Source organism: Pseudomonas sp. lyk4-R2A-8 (assembly GCF_030209095.1).
Classification (GTDB): domain Bacteria; phylum Pseudomonadota; class Gammaproteobacteria; order Pseudomonadales; family Pseudomonadaceae; genus Aquipseudomonas; species Aquipseudomonas quebecensis.
Map to the genome: position 1 here is coordinate 202,116 of NZ_JARVSS010000011.1, position 19,218 is coordinate 221,333.

The 19,218-nt window shown below is 62.2% G+C and carries 12 protein-coding genes; 5 read left to right on the plus strand and 7 right to left on the minus strand.

The features are described from left to right. Positions 1 to 4 precede the first annotated feature (4 nt). The 5 genes from QRN10_RS11890 to aspA all read right to left on the minus strand — a co-directional run bounded on the left by QRN10_RS11890 (position 5) and on the right by aspA (position 13,810). Entirely contained in the window at positions 5 to 4,660 is a 4,656-nt protein-coding gene (locus QRN10_RS11890; RefSeq protein WP_285428452.1) for a dermonecrotic toxin domain-containing protein, read from the minus strand. Positions 4,661 to 4,783: 123 nt separating this feature from the next. Continuing rightward, positions 4,784 to 9,373 (minus strand): hypothetical protein, encoded by a 4,590-nt coding sequence (locus tag QRN10_RS11895; RefSeq protein ID WP_253509810.1) that lies wholly within the window; start codon positions 9,371 to 9,373, stop codon positions 4,784 to 4,786. Positions 9,374 to 9,486: 113 nt separating this feature from the next. Then, a complete protein-coding gene (locus tag QRN10_RS11900; protein ID WP_266245136.1) occupies positions 9,487 to 10,464 on the minus strand; it encodes an asparaginase in 978 nt (325 codons plus the stop codon). A 77-nt stretch (positions 10,465 to 10,541) separates the two neighbouring features. Next, positions 10,542 to 11,993: an alanine/glycine:cation symporter family protein gene (locus tag QRN10_RS11905; protein WP_285428453.1), complete on the minus strand. Its 1,452-nt coding sequence runs from the start codon at positions 11,991 to 11,993 to the stop codon at positions 10,542 to 10,544. A gap of 392 nt (positions 11,994 to 12,385) precedes the next feature. After that, positions 12,386 to 13,810, minus strand: a complete 1,425-nt coding sequence (aspA, locus tag QRN10_RS11910; protein ID WP_034101530.1) for an aspartate ammonia-lyase — start codon at positions 13,808 to 13,810, stop codon at positions 12,386 to 12,388. A gap of 182 nt (positions 13,811 to 13,992) precedes the next feature. On the opposite strand from aspA, the gene QRN10_RS11915 reads away from it, so the two are divergent. The 5 genes from QRN10_RS11915 to QRN10_RS11935 all read left to right on the plus strand — a co-directional run bounded on the left by QRN10_RS11915 (position 13,993) and on the right by QRN10_RS11935 (position 17,719). Further along, a complete protein-coding gene (locus QRN10_RS11915) occupies positions 13,993 to 14,901 on the plus strand; it encodes a LysR substrate-binding domain-containing protein (RefSeq protein WP_010566930.1) in 909 nt (302 codons plus the stop codon). A gap of 263 nt (positions 14,902 to 15,164) precedes the next feature. After that, positions 15,165 to 15,656: a 5-(carboxyamino)imidazole ribonucleotide mutase gene (gene purE, locus QRN10_RS11920; protein WP_003195648.1), complete on the plus strand. Its 492-nt coding sequence runs from the start codon at positions 15,165 to 15,167 to the stop codon at positions 15,654 to 15,656. A gap of 11 nt (positions 15,657 to 15,667) precedes the next feature. After that, positions 15,668 to 16,753, plus strand: coding sequence for a 5-(carboxyamino)imidazole ribonucleotide synthase (locus QRN10_RS11925; RefSeq protein WP_181076203.1), 1,086 nt, complete (start codon positions 15,668 to 15,670; stop codon positions 16,751 to 16,753). Positions 16,754 to 16,859: 106 nt separating this feature from the next. Continuing rightward, complete coding sequence (locus QRN10_RS11930) at positions 16,860 to 17,105, plus strand: GlsB/YeaQ/YmgE family stress response membrane protein (protein WP_181076205.1); 246 nt, start codon at positions 16,860 to 16,862, stop codon at positions 17,103 to 17,105. A gap of 77 nt (positions 17,106 to 17,182) precedes the next feature. Further along, positions 17,183 to 17,719, plus strand: a complete 537-nt coding sequence (locus QRN10_RS11935) for a DUF3299 domain-containing protein (RefSeq protein WP_181076206.1) — start codon at positions 17,183 to 17,185, stop codon at positions 17,717 to 17,719. A 120-nt stretch (positions 17,720 to 17,839) separates the two neighbouring features. On the opposite strand, the gene QRN10_RS11940 is transcribed toward QRN10_RS11935, so the two are convergent. Both QRN10_RS11940 and QRN10_RS11945 read right to left on the minus strand, forming a co-directional pair. Then, positions 17,840 to 18,739: a D-hexose-6-phosphate mutarotase gene (locus tag QRN10_RS11940; protein ID WP_285428454.1), complete on the minus strand. Its 900-nt coding sequence runs from the start codon at positions 18,737 to 18,739 to the stop codon at positions 17,840 to 17,842. A gap of 57 nt (positions 18,740 to 18,796) precedes the next feature. Next, positions 18,797 to 19,201 (minus strand): acyl-CoA thioesterase, encoded by a 405-nt coding sequence (locus QRN10_RS11945; RefSeq protein WP_003176975.1) that lies wholly within the window; start codon positions 19,199 to 19,201, stop codon positions 18,797 to 18,799. Positions 19,202 to 19,218 lie beyond the last annotated feature (17 nt).

The following is a 19,218-nucleotide window of genomic DNA, read 5'->3' on the forward strand; positions in this document are numbered from 1 at the left end:
GCACCTACGATTTTGATGCGCCAGGCGCAGCCGCCGGCTTCAACTGGGGAAAAAACAGCGAACCGGCCAGCGCCGGGCTGATCTCGCTGCGATAAATCGCGATCTGGTCGCGGGCACTGACGTCCTTGCGTTCTACGGCGCCGCCAAGCTTCTGCTGTTCGCGGGTTTTGAGGTGCGCGGCGCCGAACGCTTCATCGGCGGCCTGGGGCGATGGGTAGTGAAAGTGCGCGTACCACAGCACGGCATTGTCCTTGGTGCCGCGAATCTCGTACTCGTCCAGGTAGTCCTTGCCGGGGCCTTTGAGGCGTCGCCGGGTGACGGTTTTTCTGATTGCCACTTGCCCCTCGTGATGCAGCCATTCCAGGCGGGCCGCGGTGGGCGGTTGCTGCTTGGTCATGTTGATTCGGGTGTCGGTACCTAACGCGAAGAGCCGCGTCGCATGATCGGCCAGGGCTTTTCTGAGGATGACCGCGGACGGGCGATCGCTCTCGATCAGATTGCGTTGGGTCAGCGCTTCCTCGATCTGATCGGCGGCCATTTCCAGGCGCATCGCGTATTGGTGGAACATCTCTTCTATTTCCACCGGAATGCACCCGGCCTTGCGCGAATGGTTGAGGATGCGCCGGGATTCGGCAGGCTCCGCATCCAGCAGGTCTTGTGCGCTGTTGAGGCTGGTGTCCAGGTCGATCGACTCGGGTTTCGGGGGGCGCGAGGCCGACGGTTCATGTTCCAGCCAGACGCCTGGGGTTTTCTCGTGGAAGGTGGCGATGACCTTGCCGGTCAGCGGTGCCTTGATGTCCACCAGATGGCTGTCGGCTTCGCGCGGTTCGCCCACGATCACGCCTTTGTAGCGGGTCTTGATGACTTTGCGTTGGGGCGTCGTCGGTGATCTGGATGGCCCGGGCTTGGGCTCCATGGCGCGGCGTTCGCGCAGCAGCCTGACCAAGTCCTGCGTGGCCTGTTGCTGAAAGTCATTGATGTAGCCGCGCAGCGTCTCCAAGGGCTCGCGCAGCAGGTGTTGCGGTGCGTCGGCATGCAGGTCGAGCAGGCGCTGGTCGCCGAGGGCGAATTGCTCAACCATGCTGTTGAGCACTTCGATGCGTTGATCCAGGGGCACGCCGCCGACTTTGCCGAGCAGCTCGATGAAGCTTTGGATGCTGATATCCAGGTCATCGATGATGCGGTTGAGCCGCTGCCGCGTTTCGGTTGTGTCCTCGGTAAGAGCGACGCACAGGAAACGCGCGACGGTGATTTGCAGCGCCTTGAGGTCGATCACCTGGATGTTGGGCACGCGTTGCCGGGTGCGCTGGATGACGTCGGCACCCGCTACACCCAGTTCTCCCAACTCCCGATAGCGCGAGTCGACGTATTCCATGCGCCGGATCATGTCCACATTTACGCTCGACATCGCCTGCGCCTGGTCCACCTGCTGCTGCGTTGTGACAGTCGCCGAAGGGTCGAGCACGTTCATGGTGGTTTCCATCGTGTCGCGAAAAGGGCCGACACGCTCTTCGATCACCGAGCGCGTGAGGATCAGCTGTTTGTTCAAGTAGCCGCTCATCAGGCTCTGGTAATTGGGCACGGTGTCGATGATGCTCAAGGCCCTGAGCTGACGGATGGGGGTGTCGTAGGCACCTACCCGCTCATCCGCCTGGCTGATGAACGCCTCGCGACGCTGGGCCGTGGACGGCCCCGGCTCCGAGCCGATGGCCACCTGCGCTTCGTACAGTTGCGATTGGGTGCGTTCATCATTTTCGCTAAAGGCAATGAGGTCCTTGCGCAGGCTCTCGATGCGCGAGGGCTTCTGCTCCTGAGCGGTCCGGCGACGGTTTCTGAAGCCACCGCCACGCAGGCGCAGGCGAGAATCGATGAACCACTGCCCGGCGCGGTTATTCACCAGCAGCGGGCCGGTGCGGGTTGGCTCCCTGGGATCGACGACCATCACGTTGTCATTGGCATCCAGCGTGACTTCGAACCAGCGCTGGGCCACCGGCGCATACCATTTTTCACTCAATGGGTAGAGGTACAGGTGGGTGCCGGCGCTGGTGTTTTGCTCGCCCAGCCCCTCGGGTTTGGGCACGGCGAAGCTGCTCAGCAGTGTGGCCAGGCGTGTCGGCGTACTGTGCAGCGGGCCGCTGACATTCAGAGGGCCTTGATGCGAGGGTGGCAATTGGCTGTCGGGAACGTCCGACTGGCGCTTCACAGGGACCTTTGCCGGTGCCTTTACCGGGGGCTTTTCGGTCTCCTCCAGCACCTCCATGCGCTCTGCGGCCAGAGGCTTGAGGGGTTCGTCCAGTGCCTGGGAGGGAGGATGGCGCAGCGTGATATGCAGCGTCAGCGCCATCCCCACATTGAGCAACATGTCCACCAGCGCGGTCCACGGGGCCTGCGCCTGCGGCGTGTCGACGACCCGTTCGGCCTGCTCCAGGTCGTCCATGATTTGCCAGATCCAGGCGGCGATGCCGAGGGTACGACCCAGGAACGGCAAGACGGCGGTCAACAGCTGCCAACCCGTGCGGCGAAACGTGTCCCAGCGTTTCTTCACATTGGATACCGATTGCCGAGTCGCCAGCTCAACCATCGCCTTGGCATTGGCGCTGAACAGCGTGTCCAGCGCGTCATCGCCCAGGGTTGCGTTGCTCAAGTCGATCGGGCCGCTCATCTGCAGCACGGTTGCCGGCTCGACCAGCAGGCGCGCGGCCGTCCAGGGTGACGGCAGAGTGTCGGGAAATACGTATTGCGTGTAGTTGAAATGCACCTCCTCAGGCAACCAGGCCAGCACCGACTCACGCAGCGCCGGGTCTTGCTTGATGGCGTACAGGAGGTTCTGGCGCGAGGGAAACTGCAGCAGCATCGGCTCCAGCAATGGGCGATACAGGATACACGGGCCGGCGCCAGGGTCCTTCGGCTCGATCACGTACATGTTGGCGACGATGTCGTGACCGTTGCCAGGGCGCAGCCTGGGAGCAAAGGCCAGGCGACGAATCACAGCCGGCTGCGCATCTACGTTGCGTTCGTGCGCCTCGGTTTGCATCACGGCGGCAACGTAGCGGAAGCCACGTTCATCCAAGCCATTTCGCCGCTGCAATTTCAACTGCAGGGCCAGCAACGGTAGTTGTACGCGTAAATGCGCGGTGTAGAGGCGTGAGCGTTGCGCCGATTGCTGCGGGTCATCGAGCAGTTTTTGCTTGATCAGCGCCGGGTAGGTCGCGCCGATATCAAGCCCCTCGATCACCTCCTTGAGGTAGTCATAGGACAGCCATTGCGGGGCGTCGCCGCCGTTGTAGGTCACGCTGACGACACCGATGGGCAGGCCGGTGAGGTTCTCCAGCGCCAGGTCGATCAGGTTACGCCGAGTGATGTCTTGCGCGCCGGGGATCGGGAAGGAACCCCAGATCACCGGCGAGCGGATTTCAATCTGCACCTTGTCCAGGTTCAGGGGCGCGTCCTGAGCACGGGCGTTGATGCGGCTCTGCAACTGTTCGCGGGCATAGTCGCGGATCGGCGCGATACCGTCGTTGAAGGCGCGTCCGTGCCAGTGGGCGTTGAGCTCGGCGAGGTCGATCATCAAGCGGCTGTAGGCTGCCATGTCCGCGTCCGAGGCGGCCGTCAGCCAGTCGGGTAAATGCTGGTGGATGTCGAAGATCCGCGAGAGATGCTCATCGCTCAGATCCTCAAGGCTGGGCATGATTCGGGAGACGGCCGAATGGCGCAGTGGCAACTCGGTTTGGTCCTGCGCAACGTTATCGCCCATCAGGCCGATGGCCTCGACCTGCAGGCCGATCAGTGTGCAGGCCAGGCTTTCGAAATAGTTGCCGTGGGGTTCATACAATCGCCACTGGATCTCGGCACCGGCGTACCGAGGGTCGAGCGTGCCCGGTAATATCTTCCCCAACTCGTCCAGTGAGTCATAGCGGCTGTAACCGTCCGTGAGCGAGAACGTGAGGATGGCCTGGCGCTCCTGGAGTGTGCCGATCAGCACGGCAATACCCAACAACCCCACGTGCGCGTGGCAGTCGGGCAACACTACATCGACGTCGATCAGGCACGCGCGAAGGTTGTAGGGGTCATGGGAGGCTCGGTTGGCACGGTCGGGTGCGTGGTACAGCAGGCGGGCCATCTTGCATTCGTCCTCATCCCAACCTTCAGCGGTGGTGACATTCCATGCTTTGCCCAGGGCGTTAGCGAATACTTTCCAGCGCACCCCTGCGCTGTTGTAGGACGTATTCCAGTAATTCAACTGCTGCTCCTGGAACGCGACGTACAGCAGCGTCGACAGCTCGTTCATCAGGCGCGCGATGGCGTCGATGGCAACCGGCAAATGCACCGGCGACCGCACGTTGGGTTGCAGGGTCAGGTAATGCTCGCCCTCGATGTAGACCAGCGGCTTGGGCATGAGCGCCTGGCGCGCGAGGATACTGGTGAGGGATTCGACCTGCGGCTCGCCGCGTTCAAGCGCCTGCTCTGTCACTTGCCAGCGCGGAGTGACCAGCATGCAGAAATCCGGATTGAGATTGAGCTTGGGGTACAGTTCTGCGAGGGCTTCGCGCAGCAGGTTGGAAGCCACTTCCCGGCTGGAGGGGCCGGTGGTCAGCTGGGTGAGCAGCCCGTAGCCTGAGGCGGTTGGCGTGGGGGTGGATTGAGTAGAGTCGTTGGGCATGTCAGCTCCTTGGTGATCACAGGCAGTGGACCTGCAAACTAACCACTCAAGGAACGCCGCAGAGGTAGATAAGTAGGCGGCCCGGCTTCCACTCGGGATTGCTGAACCGCCCTGGCCGTTCGATCAGAGATTGAAAAACAACCGGCGGGCCTGTTCCAGGTTGATTTCGCTGCGGTAGTAGTCAAGCCGTTGCTGCTGGTTGAACCCATTGACGGTATCGGCGGCTGCGCCCATCCGATGCTCGGCCGGGGTTTTCAGGCGTGCCGAGATAAACGTCCTGGGCGGCGTCCACGACGCCGAGTAATGGAAATGGGCATACCAGAGCACGTTATGCCGCGAGCGGTCGACGATGGTGTATTCATCCAGGTAGTCCTCCTGGACACCTTTGATCCGACGCCGGCTGATGGTCTTTTTAAGGGTGACTTCTTTGCGCTGCAGGAGCCATTCCACGCCCTCGACAGTGGGCGGTCGCTCTATGATCATGCGTCGCACCTGCTGGTTGGCTTCCAGGTAGAGGTCTGCCGTGGCCTCCTTGAGTTTCTGACTGGCGAGGGTGGCGGAGCGCAGTTCATTCTTCACTACGCCGGGCGATGACAAGGCGTGGTCGATGGCATGCTGGGTTTCCTCCAGCCGCAGGGCGTGCTGGTGATACAGGTATTCGATACCGACCGCAGTACGTGCCGGCTTGGCCGCTTGCTCGTGGGCGCGAGCCTTGAACGCGCTCAATCCGTCCAGAAAAGCCTGGGCCTGATCGAGGGATGCCGTAAGGTCCGGCGCCACAGGCGCAGGGGCAGCGGGTGCGGTGATGCGTCTGACCCACTGGGCCTGATCCTTTTTGTGGTAGGTGGCGATGATGTGTTGAGTGATGGGCGATTTGATGTCCACGAGGTCGGGCTCATGCCCGAACTGCGTCGAGCGCGGCTCGCCAATCAACAAGCCGTTATAGCGGGTGCGGATGAACATTTTACGTTGAGCCGGCGGCGTCGGCGGCGGGGTGGGGCGATGCCTGAGATTGTCACGTTCCAGGTGCAGCCGTGCCAGGTGCAACTGGGTGTCCTGGGAGTATCGGTGTATCTGCGCGCGCAGGCGTTGCAACTGTTCGGGAATGATTTCGGCGGAAAATTCCTGCGACAGGTCTTCCAGGCGCTCATCTACGACCGCAAACTGCTCAGTCAGGCTGCCGAGCGCTTCGATACGCTCGTCCAGGCGTGCTTCGCTTCGCTCGAAAAGCGTATCGTGCAGGGTCTGGGCTGCAACGTCGGCGGTGTTGACGATGTCATCCAGGGTCGACCACGCCTGCGGAGTGCTATTGAGCGACGAATCGCTCAGGCACAGGTTGCGTGACGTAGTTAATTGCAGGGCCTTAAGGTTTGAGCTGGTGTAACTGGGCAACAGTCCTTTGTGTTGGCTGATCTCACGGTAGCCTTGCTGGCCCAGTTCGCGCAGCTCTTCGAAACGCGACTCGACGTAATCAAGGCGTTCGATCATGTCCTGGTTTATCTGGCCGAAATGCTGCGCGTCCTCGATGTGCCGCTCTCCAGGCGACTCGGCCTGGTGTGTGACCTGATCCATTATTGTTCTAAGGCCTGGGGTGAATGTCTGCTGGGTTTCGCGGATACCGAACTCGGTTAACTCCAGCTGTGCCCTCAGGTAGCTCAGCGCTTTGGGCGGATAGTCGGCAAGGGGTTCGAAGACATTCAGTTTCTTGAGGTCCTGCAGGGCCGTTTCATAGTCAGAGCGTTGGCTGTCGAGTGCTTGCAGATAGCCTTCGCGCCTGGCAGCGGCCGACGTACCGGGTGCTTCTGTCATTGCTGTGCGGGCTTGCTCCAATTCAAGTGATGCGGCCTTTTTGCCTGTTTCGAATGTCTGCAGTTTGTCGCGCAGCTGCTTGGCTTTTTCCGTGGCCAGCAGACTCGCCCGCCGGCTTGCATGCTTGGGGCCGCCGCCACGCAATCGCAGGCGCGTGTCGATGAACCATTGGCCGGCTGCATTGTGTATCAGCGCCGGGCCGCTGCGCTCCGGTTGGTTGGGATCGATGATCACCACGGGCTCGTCCGCCTGCGCCGATACCTCGAACCAGCGTTGCCCCAGGGATACGTAATATTTCCGGCCTGATCGATAGAGGTGCTGGTAGGTGCCCGCTTCGGTAATGGGCTGGCCCAGGTTCTTGGGTTTTACCACATGGAAGCTGTCCAGCACGGTCGCCAACGGGCCGGGCAAGCGGTTGAGGGCACCGCTGGTACTGAGCGGGCCTGCTCGTTCAGTCGGCCGCGCGGATGCGGTCTGGAGGGGCAATCGTTTGATCAGCGGCGGTTTGACCGGCGTGCCGGGTTCGTGGGTAAGCGACTTGCCGATGCTCTGCCGCCGCGTGACGGTGTGCAAGGTGATCGCCATGCCAATGTTGAGCAAAACGTCAGTGAGGGCAGCCCATTGCGCAGGTTTGTCCTGCTGTTCGCTCGCTTCGACGAGCGCTTGCACTTGATCGAAAATCTGCCAGATCCAGGCGGCGGTGCCCAGGGTCGGGTTTAGGAAGGGCAGCACGGCATTGAGCAACACCCAGCCGATCTGCTTGAGCGTCGCCCAGCGGTTCTCCGCGTTGGAAACCGATTGTCGATCGGCCAGGCTGAACAGCGCCTGGGCGTTGGCATTAAACAGTGCACCCAGCATGTCGCTGCCGACGACGGGATTGGCCAGTGCCACAGGACCGCTCAAAATCAACACTCTGAGCGGATCTACCAGGTAGTTGAAGACCTCCCAGGGGGAGGGTACGTCGCCTGGAAAGACGAGGTTTGCGTAGTCGTCGCGCACGTCATCGGGCAGCCAGGGCAGTATCGAGCTGCGCAATGTGGACGACTGCATGACGTCATAGATCAGGTTGGCGGAGGAGGCGTATTGAATCAGTGGCGGGTTGAATAACGGGCGATAGAGCAGGCAGGGCCCGCCGCTCAGATTGCGCAGGCCGATCACGTACATGTTCGCCACGATGTCGTAGCTCTGGTCCGCGCGGCGAGTGGGGTAGAAAGCCAATTGGTGAAGGACGATATCCTGGCCATCGACCTTGCGGTCGTGTTCCTCGGCCTGCATCAGCGCGACGAGGTAACGGTAACCCTGCTCATCGATCCCGTCTTGCCGTCGCAGCTTGCTCTGCAAAGCCATCAACGGTAGCTGGATACGCAGCTGTTCGCTGTAGAGCTTTTTGCGACGGGCCGACTCATGGCGCAGCTCCAGCAAATTCTGTTTGATCAGGGCTGGGTAGGTTTGACCGACGTCGACCCGTTGAATGATGTCTTCGACATAATCGACCGTCAGCCAGTCGGGCAAGTTGGCACCGTTGCGCAGCTCTATGGTTTTGTTGCCCAGGGGCAGTGCGATGAGGTTCTGCAGGGCCAGCTCAACGAGGGTAAAGGAGGTGGTTTCAACACTCCCGGGCACGACGAACAATCCCCAGACCACCACGCTTTGCACCTTGAAGACGATTTTTTCCAACGGCACGTGCAGGGCGTCCGGATGATCCAGCAGGACCTGTTGCCTGATCTGCTCAAGCGCGTACTGCTCAATGCCGGGGATACCGTCCAGGTAGGAGGCGCCCATATTCAGGCTGTTGAGGGCCGCGAGATCTTTGAGGTGCTGAGCGAAGTTATTCTGGTCGCCGACCGAGGCGTTTTTCAGCCAGTCGGGAAGCGCATGGTGATACCAGTCGAGGTTGGGACCTTGGTGCGCTGGCGTGTAAATGGCACCCGGACCTGCATTCAATGCCTGATTAACTTGGGCCGAATTGCTCTGGAGCAAGTTCGAAAAATCCAGCGCGCCCACGGCTTCGACCTGTGCACTGATAAACACGCAGGCCAACTGATCGAAGAAGTTGCCCTGGGGCTCGGATAAACGCCATTGCAGCGATGTGCGATGCGTCTGCGACCCGGCATGCGTAGGCAGCGACTCGCCCAACTGGTCCAGAGAGTCGAATTTTTCGTAGCCGTTGCGCGGCGAGTAAGTGAGGATGATTGCGCGGCCCAGGTGCTCGCCCAGCAGCACCGCCAGCATCAGTGGGCTGAAGCGCGTGGCAGCGCCGTCCTCGACCTGTTCGATCTCGACAATGCAGGCTTTGCTCGCATAGGGGTCATCGATTTGCCGGGTGGCGCGGTCGGGGAAGCGATACAGTCGATGTGCCATGGCGCGATCGGTCTCATCCCATTCGTCCACCCGCGCAGTGCCCCAGCCGCTGCGCAGGGTGCTGGACAATTCCTGCCAGCGCGGGCCCTTGGCGTTGCTCTCGTTCCAGAAATCCACCAGGTACGCCTGAAACGCGCTGAGCATCACCGGTGCCTGGGTGTTGATGATCCTGGCGATGTCGGTCATGCGTACGGGCAGGTGCTCAGGTGGCGCGGTGACCGGCTGCCGCGTCAGGAAGTGCTCGCCCTCGATGCACAGCACCGGTATTTGGAGGACGGCTTGGCGCGCCAGCAGGTCGCTGAGCGCGCGATAGGTGGTCGGTCCGGCGACCGGTTGGCCCTCGATGAGTGTCCAGGTCGGCGAACCCATCAGGGTGCTGTCCGGGTCGATGTTCAGGTCCGGGTAGAGTTCGTTCAGCGCCTGGCGCAACAGTTGGGTGGCGGTGGCCCTGAAGGAGGGCCCGGCGTGGAATTGGGCGATCAGTTCCAAGGTCAGGTCACTGCGCCTGGGCTGCGGCTGGGAAGCGGAAGTTGAAGAGGTCATGGGGCGTTCCTGTGGTGCCGTTGCATGAAAAAACCCGAGTCAAAGGCTCGGGTTTTCCATGCTAGGCAGCGCCAGGTCAGCGGCGGGAGTGACTATGTATGGTGGAACGACAGTCAGCTCAGCTCGGCGCACAGGTCCAGTTCGACCAAGCGGCGGATCTCGGCATTAGGCAGACCCGCGCCGATCAGGGCATTGAGCTTGCCGAACGCCGCTTCACGGGTCATGCCGCCACCCGACAGCACGCCAACCCCGCGCAGGCGGCTGCCAGCTTCATACACGTCCAGCGCTACGCCACCTTCATGGCATTGGGTGATGGCGACCACCACCACGCCCCGGTCCTGTGCGCGCTGCAGGCTGGCGAGGAATGCCGGGTTGTCGCTGGGCCCGGTGCCGCTGCCGTAGCATTCCAGGATCAGTGCTTGAATGCCGCTGTCGATCAGGCTGTCGAGCAGCACCGCTGAAAGGCCGGGCACCAGCGGCAGCACGCCGACGTTCGCCAACGCTTTCTGCTGGCGATAGTCCAAAGCATCCGGAATCGCATCGGCCTTGGCTGCGCCGCCCTGGCGCTGCAGCGCCGCGAACGGATGACGGCCGAAGCTGCGGATCTTCGCGCAACGGGTCGGCGCCATCAGCGCACCGTGGAAGTACAACTGCACCCCCGGCGCCAGGCCTGCGCCCAACGCCGTCAGGGCGCCGCTGACGTTTTCCCAGGCATCGCTGTCGGGCACGCCCGCCGGCAGCATGGAGCCGGTGAACAGCACCGGCGCCGGCAGCCCCAGCAGTTGAAAACTCATGGCGGCCGCGCTGTAGGCCAGGGTGTCGGTGCCGTGCAGGATCAGCACCGCGTCGCAGCCTTCGTCCACCGCCCCGACCACCGCTGTGCGCAGGCGCTGCCAGTAGGCCGGGGTCATATTGGCGCTGTCGATCAGCGGGGACATTTCGCGCAGGCGCCAGGAGGGCAGCTTCGCCCCGGCAAAGTGCTCGCGCATGCGCGCTTCGAAACCCGAAGCGGGCGCCAGGCCATTGGCGCTGGCCTGCATGCCGATGGTGCCGCCGGTGTAGAGCACCATGATGTTATTGGCTGGGGACATCGAGAATTCTCCTGAACGAAAAACGCCGCCGGGCCCCGAGCATGCCCAAGGCCGGGCGGCGTGTCATCTATCTACGCTCAGCGTTGCGCTTGAGCGTTCAGTTCACCCGACACCTTTGCCGCCGGCTCGGACTTGACCGGGTTGGCCGGCCAGGCCTTGCGGTCCAGGTCCAGATCCGGGAACTGGCTGGAATCGAACACCGGGGTCTTGATGCCCGCTGCGCGCTGGTCGTCGTAGTCCTTGAGAATGCGCATGGCGATCTTGAACAGGAACGCCAGGGCAAACAGGTTAACGAACGCCAGCATGGTCATGGTGATGTCGGCGAAGGCGAATACGGTGCTCAGGTTCTCGATCGAACCCCAGAAGATCAGCACCAGCACCAGCGTGCGGTAGCCCATCAGCACCTTGCGGTTGTTGCCCACCAGGAAGCGCAGGTTGCTCTCGCCGAGGTAGTAGTTGTACATGATCGAGGTGAACACGAATAACGCCAGGGCCACCGAGATAAACATGCGGCCCCAGTCGCCGACCACCGCCGCCAGGGAGTTCTGGGTCAGGGCAATGCCGTCGCCTTCAAAGCCTGGGGTGTAGAAACCGGAGAGCAGGATCAGCAGCGCGGTGCAGGTGCAGATCACGAAGGTGTCGAGGAATACGCTGAACGCCTGAACCACGCCTTGGGCGATCGGATGCTCAACCGAAGCGACTGCCGCCACATTGGGCGCACTGCCCAGGCCGGCTTCGTTGGCGAACACGCCGCGCTTCACGCCCATGATGATCGCACTGCCTACCAGGCCGCCGAAGGCTTGGTCGAGGCCGAAGGCGCTCTTGACGATGGTCGCGAGCATGGCCGGCACGTGGTCGAATTGCAGCACGATCACGTACAGGGTCACGGCGATGTAGACCAGGGTCTTGACCGGCACCAGCAGGTCGGCGATCGAGGCGATGCGCTTGATCCCGCCGATGAACACCAGGCCCAGCAAGACCGCGAGGGCCAGGCCGGTGTAGGTGGTGTCCAGGCCGAACGCGTTATTCAGCGAGTGCGTCACGGCATGGGCCTGCAGGCCGTTGAAGGCAAAGCCGAAGGTCACCAGCAGCAGGAACGCCATGACCATGCCCAGCCAGCGCTTGTGCAGGCCGTGCTGGATGTAATAAGCCGGGCCGCCACGGTAGGTGCCTTCGGCGTCGGTGCGCTTGTACAACTGGCCGAGGGAGCATTCGATAAAGCTCGAGGACATGCCCACCAGTGCGGTGACCCACATCCAGAACACGGCGCCCGGGCCGCCGAGGGTCACGGCAATGCCGACACCGGCGATGTTACCGGCGCCTACGCGGCCGGCCAGGCTGAGCATCAGCGCCTGGAACGAACTGAGCTGGCCGGAGCTGCTCTTGAGGCTGTCGCGAAACACCGAAAACATGTGGAAAAAGTGGCGCAGCTGTACGAAACGCGAGCGGATCGTGAAATAACCGCCGAGCCCGACAATGAGCACGATCAGTACTTTCCCTGAGAGGAAGTCGTTGATGACTTCGAGCATGGAGTGTTCCTCGCTGATTTTTCTAATGGCAAACGCAGGACGGTTCAAAAACGTCGCATCGCACCAGGCAGTGCGCGACGGTTCGACCCCATTCCTTTTGCGGGTTGTTATTCATGCGGTTTCGCGGGTTATCCCGGCTTCGTTACCGACAGCCGCAGACGCGAAGAGGGGCGGCACTATACCTAGGCGAACGTGATCCGTCTGCCCGGGCCGATTAAAGGTTTCAGCCAGGCGGTTACAGGGGCGGTGGGTAAGCGGTGCGATATTGGATTTTTTATGGGCGTCATTTCACAACCTCGAAGCAAAAAAAAGGGCCTGAAGAACGAGCCTTCAGGCCCTCAAAAGGTGAGAGGTGTCTAGTCCCTCAACCTGGTGAGCGGTGCAACAAACGCTTAGGCCTTCAATGGGACCAAACGTGGAGCGATCATGTTTTCGGGGCGCAGGATGTCGTCGAGCATGGCGTCGTCGAGCAAGCCTTCTTCGCGCACCAGTTCCAGTACCCCGCGGCCGCTTTCAAGGGCGATGCGCGCGATACGGGTGGCGTTTTCATAGCCGATATAAGGGTTCAGCGCGGTCACCAGGCCGATGGAGTGCTCCACCAGTTCGCGGCAGCGGGCTTCGTTGGCGGTGATGCCGACGATGCAGTGCTCGCGCAGCATGTCCATGGCGCGTTGCAGCAGGCGGATCGAGTCGAAGATCTTGAAGGCGATCAGCGGCTCCATCACGTTCAGTTGCAGTTGGCCGCCTTCGGCCGCCATGGTCAGGGCCAGGTCGTTACCGATGACCTGGAACGCCACTTGGTTGACCGCTTCCGGGATCACCGGGTTGACCTTGCCGGGCATGATCGAGCTGCCTGGCTGGCGCGCCGGCAGGTTGATCTCGTTGATCCCGGTGCGTGGGCCGCTGGAGAGCAGGCGCAGGTCGTTGCAGATCTTCGACAGCTTCACTGCCGTACGCTTGAGCATGCCGGAGAACAGCACGAAGGCACCCATGTCGGAGGTGGCTTCGATCAGGTCGGCCGCCGGAACCACGGGCTGGCCGCTGATGACGGCCAGGCGCTGTACGGCCAGGGCCTGGTAGCGCGGGTCGGCGTTGATGCCGGTGCCGATGGCGGTGCCGCCCAGGTTCACTTCGGTCAACAGTTCCGGCGCCAGGGTTTTCAGGCGGGCCAGGTCTTCACCGAGGGTGGTGGCGAAAGCGCGGAATTCCTGGCCGAGGGTCATCGGCACGGCGTCCTGCAATTGGGTGCGGCCCATTTTCAGCACGTGGCTGAACTCTTCGCCCTTGGCGGCGAACGCCTGAATCAGGCTGTCGAGGCTGGCCAGCAGCGCGTCGTGGCCCAGCAGCAGACCCAGGCGGATCGCGGTGGGGTAGGCGTCGTTGGTCGACTGCGCCATGTTCACGTCGTTGTTGGGATGCAGGTACTGGTATTCGCCTTTCTGGTGGCCCATGGCTTCCAGCGCGATGTTGGCGATGACTTCGTTGGCATTCATGTTGGTTGAAGTGCCGGCGCCGCCTTGAATCATGTCCACCACGAACTCTTCGTGGAAATCGCCGCGGATCAGACGGGCACAGGCTTCGCTGATGGCGGCGTGCTTGGCTTCGCTGAGCTGGCCCAACTCGCGGTTGGCATCAGCGGCGGCTTGCTTGACCATTGCCAGGCCGACCACCAATTTCGGGTAATGCGAAATCGGAACGCCCGAGAGGCGGAAGTTGTTCACCGCTCGCAGGGTCTGGATGCCGTAATACGCTTGAGCAGGTACTTCAAGTACGCCAAGCAGGTCTTTTTCTGTGCGGAATGATGCAGCGGAGGACATGACGGAAATCATCTCGATATGGACCCGGAACTGGCCGGAACGCTGCGAATGCTAGGCTTGTACGAATTTTTGGGCCAATGCTGTTAAACACTGGCCTATGCATAAACGGCATAATGTCAGTGTGACCCGGCTATCATGGCGGGCGTGTGTGCCAAAATGGTGCGTTCCCGTGGGAGGCAGTGATGAACCTTGAGAGCAAGTGGCTGGAAGACTTCAGCGCCCTGGCCGCGACCCGTAGCTTTTCCCAGGCCGCGGAGCGGCGTTTTGTCACCCAGCCGGCGTTCAGCCGACGCATCCGCAGCCTGGAAGCGGCGTTGGGCCTGACCCTGGTCAACCGCTCGCGTACGCCGGTCGAGCTGACGGCGGCGGGGCAGTTGTTCCTGGTCACCGCACGCACCGTGGTCGAACAGTTGGGTGAAGTCCTGCGTCATTTGCATCACCTGGAAGGCGGGCAGGGCGAAGTCATGCAAGTGGCCGCCGCACACTCCCTGGCGCTGGGTTTCTTCCCGCGCTGGATCGCACAACTGCGCAACGAAGGCCTGAACATCGCCACGCGGCTGGTCGCCACCAACGTCGGCGATGCGGTGCACGCCCTGCGTGAAGGCGGCTGCGATTTGATGCTGGCGTTCTACGACCCCGATGCCGCCATGCAGATGGACGCCGAGATCTTCCCGTCCCTGCACCTGGGCAACACCGAAATGCTCCCGGTGTGCGCCGCCGACGCCGACGGCAAGCCGTTGTTCGACCTGGAAGGCGAGGGCAGCGTACCGTTGCTGGCCTACAGCGCCGGCGCTTTCCTCGGCCGTTCGGTGCACCTGTTGCTGCGCCAGCGCGCCCTGCGCTTTACCACCGTGTACGAAACCGCCATGGCCGACAGCCTCAAAAGCATGGCCCTGGAAGGCCTGGGCATCGCTTGGGTGCCGCAGTTGAGCGTGCGTGCCGAACTGGCGCGCGGCGAGCTGGTGGTCTGCGGCGGGCCGCAATGGCATGTACCGCTGGAAATTCGCTTGTACCGCTGTGCGTTGGTGCGCAAGGCCAATGTGCGGTTGTTGTGGCGCAAGTTGGAAGGTGGTGCGGCGCAGAACACCTGAGCCCAATCTCAAGCCGAATGCAGGGCAAATGTGGGAAGGCGCTTTGTGGTGGTTTGGCTGACTTGAAAGTCAATAAAACCGCCGCTTTCACCACTGGACAGATGGTCGTTCCAGGGGCTGTTTATCTTAATTATTACGGTATACTGCGCGGCCTTCGGCCGGTCCAACCGGCCAACATTCGTACAACAAGCCACGCCGGATTTCCCGCGTGGCTTGTTGTTTTTTGACGCGCCTGCGGGCGCCCAGAGAGAAGAGGCACGACGATGAGTGCATTGGTTGGCGTGATCATGGGCTCCAAGTCCGATTGGTCCACCCTTAGCCACACCGCCGATATGCTGGAAAAACTCGGCATTCCGTACGAAGTGAAGGTGGTTTCCGCCCACCGTACCCCGGACTTGCTGTTCCAGTATGCCGATGAAGCAGAATCCCGTGGCATCGAGGTGATCATCGCCGGCGCCGGTGGCGCAGCGCACCTGCCAGGCATGTGTGCGGCCAAGACCCACCTGCCGGTGCTCGGTGTGCCGGTGCAATCGTCGATGCTCTCGGGCGTGGATTCGCTGTTGTCGATCGTGCAGATGCCGGCCGGCATCCCGGTGGCGACCCTGGCGATCGGCAAGGCCGGCGCGATCAACGCCGCGTTGCTGTCCGCCAGTATCCTGGGCGCCAAGCACCCACAGTTCCACGCGGTGCTGAAAAAATTCCGTGCTGAACAGACAGACAGCGTGCTGGACAATCCAGACCCACGCATCGCCTGAGGTTGTAGACCATGAAGATCGGTGTAATCGGTGGCGGCCAGCTGGGCCGCATGCTCGCCCTGGCGGGCACCCCGCTGGGGATGAATTTCGCTTTCCTGGACCCGGCGCCGGACGCCTGTGCGGCGGCTCTGGGTGAACACCTGCGCGCTGACTACAGTGACCCGGACCACCTGCGCCAACTGGCCGACGAAGTGGACCTGGTGACTTTCGAGTTCGAAAGCGTTCCGGCGGAAACCGTGGCCTTCCTGTCGCAGTTCGTGCCGGTGTACCCCAGTGCCGAGGCCCTGCGCATCGCTCGCGATCGCTGGTTCGAAAAGAGCATGTTCAAGGACCTGGGCATCCCGACGCCGGACTTCGCCGATATCCAGTCCCAGGCGGACCTGGACGCCGCGGTCGCTCGCATCGGCCTGCCGGCCGTGCTGAAAACCCGCACCCTGGGTTACGACGGCAAGGGTCAGAAAGTGCTGCGCAGCGAAGCGGATGTGGTCGGTACTTTCGCCGAACTGGGCAGCGTCGCCTGCCTGCTGGAAGGTTTCGTGCCGTTCACCGGTGAGGTCTCGCTGATCGCCGTGCGCGCCCGTGATGGCGAAACGCGCTTCTACCCGCTGGTGCACAATACTCACGTCAACGGCATCCTCAAACTGTCGGTGGCCAGCACCGACCATCCATTGCAGGCCTTGGCCGAAGACTATTCCAGCCGTGTGCTCAAGCAGCTGGATTACGTCGGCGTGATGGCGTTCGAGTTCTTTGAAGTCGACGGCGGCCTCAAGGCCAACGAGATCGCCCCGCGTGTACACAACTCCGGGCACTGGACCACCGAAGGCGCCGAGTGCAGCCAGTTCGAGAACCACCTGCGGGCGGTGGCGGGCTTGCCGCTGGGTTCCACGGCCAAGGTGGGCGAGAGTGCGATGCTCAATTTCATTGGCGTGGTCCCGCCGGTGGAGCGCGTGATCGCGATCGACGACTGCCACCTGCATCACTACGGCAAGGCCTTCAAGGCCGGGCGCAAAGTCGGTCACGCCAACCTGCGTTGCCAGGACCGTGCGACGCTGCAGGCGCAGATCCTCAAGGTCGAAGCGCTGATCGCCGAGCAATAAGCCTCGGCGCGGCGGGAACCATTGGGCCCCGCCGTCTCTCTGATTGCAGGATGGTAAAGCCTGGCTAGGCTTTGCCGTGACACACATTCATTCAGAGGGAAATGCCATGGGTATCATCGGAACCATCTTTATCGGCCTGATCGTCGGTCTGCTCGCGCGTTTCCTCAAGCCAGGCGACGACAGCATGGGCTGGATCATGACTATTCTGTTGGGCATCGCCGGCTCCCTGGCCGCGACCTACGGTGGCCAGGCGCTGGGTATCTACCAGGCGGGTCAAGGTGCCGGCTTCATCGGTGCGCTGGTCGGCGCGATCATCCTGTTGGTGATCTACGGCCTGATCAGAAAGAAGTAATCAGCCGACAAAGTCCTCTGCGCTGCGCAGGCGCAGAGGGCTAGAATGCTCGCCACTTGTACTTGCCGAGCCTCTCCATGCGCCGTTTTCTATTGATTTTCCTCGTGCTGGGCACTGGCCTGGCGCACGCCGGCGAACTGCCGGAAACCGACTGGCTCGACCTGATGCCGCTGTCGGACCAGAAGGCCCTTGAGGCCATGCCCGAGATCGACCACAACTCCCCTGAAGCCCAGGGCACCTTTACCGACAAAGGCGGCTTGAAGCAGAGCAAAGGCCTGCCGGCGGTGATGTATTCCACCAAAACCGTGGCCGCCATGAACGGCAAGAATATCCGCATCGGCGGTTATCCGGTTCCGCTGGAGACCGACGCCAAGGGCCGCAGCACACTGTTCTTCCTGGTGCCGTACCCAGGCGCCTGTATCCACGTGCCGCCACCGCCGCCAAACCAGCTGGTGCTGGTGCGTTATCCCAAGGGGTTGAAGCTGGACGATATCTACACGCCGCTGTGGGTTACCGGCACGTTGAAGGTGGAGACGGTGAATAACGATTTGGCGGATGCGGCCTATGCGCTGGACGCGGGCAAGGTGCGAGTAGTCAAGGAAGCCGATCTCTAAGCCTCAACACAAATCAATGTGGGAGAGGGCTTGCCCCCGATAGCAGGGTGCCAGTCACCCTCGAGCTGGCTGACTCACCGCTATCGGGGGCAAGCCCCCTCCCACAATGGGACTTTTTGTCTACAGGGCGATGCCGGCGATGCTGACGCCCAGGGTATGGCGTTCGTTGGGCGCCAATGTCACCACATCATCCAGCACATTCGCCGTCTCGATGCACAGCATGTTTTGCCAGCCGTCGTCGGCCATATCGTCGAAGGCCTTGGCCCGCTCGGTCCAGGGGTTCCAGATCACTGTCGATGTAGAGCCCTGGGCCGTGAGTTGGATGCGGCGCTGCCAGTCTTTGTCGACGATGCTCACCTGCGTCGGCGTGTCGAGGTAGATGCGGTCGGTCTCGGCGCTGAAGTGCAGCGGGCCGGACTGGGTCTTCGTGGTCCAGCCGTCGGCGGTGTCGATATACGTCGTGCCGTCCAACCCTTCGACCTGCACGTGGCGCACATCGCTGACGGCGAAGTAGGTATGCAGCGCCTGGCTGAGAGTCACGGTGTCGGTGCCACGGTTGTGGCTGGTCAGGCGGATGTGCAGTTGCTCGTCCAGCAGCAGACTCAGGGTAAGTTCGACCTGATGGGGCCAGCCGGGGAAGCCGCCCGCAGGTACCGGCAGCGCCAGGTCGATGCGCAAGGCGTCGCCCTCAAGCTCGGTTCCGGCCAATTCCCAGCGTGCGGTGCGCGCAAACCCGTGGGCGCCGGCTGGTTGGTCGCTCCGGCGCATCGCTTTGACGCTGTCCGGGTTGCGGTCGAACACGCCAAACCACGGCCAGCACACGGGCACGCCGGTGCGGATGCCTTTGCCTTGCTTGAACACGGCGGCGGGGTTCGGCCAGATCAGCGGCTGTTCGCCCTCGCGCTGGTAACTGAAGATATGCGCACCCTGCCGGGCCACCATCAGCTCGGCGCCGTTGTGGCGGATGCGCCAGCAGTCCAGCTCGTCGATTGTCACGGTTTCAACGTGTGGCGTAGGCATACGAAGCACTCTCAATGGCAGGCAATGGGGCAATTGACCGTCAAAATCCGATGAGGTTTAACGCGCGCGCGACGGTACCGAACGGGTGCGGCCGCTGCCGTCGATGGCGACGAACACAAACACCGCCTCGGTCACTTTGCGCCATTCGCTGGACAGCGGATCGTCGCTCCACACTTCGACCATCATCTGGATCGAGCTGCGGCCGATTTCCAGGGCCTGGGTATAAAAGGACAATTGCGCGCCCACCGCGACCGGCACCAGGAACGCCATGCGATCGATGGCCACGGTAGCCACGCGCCCACCGGCGACCTTGCTGGCCATGGCGGTGCCGGCCAGGTCCATCTGCGCGACCAGCCAGCCGCCGAAGATGTCGCCAAAACCGTTGGTTTCACGCGGCAGAGCCGTGATTTGCAGGGCGAGATCGCCTTGCGGGATAGGATCTTCTTGTTCGAGTTCGATCATGCCGAGGGTGCCTCTGA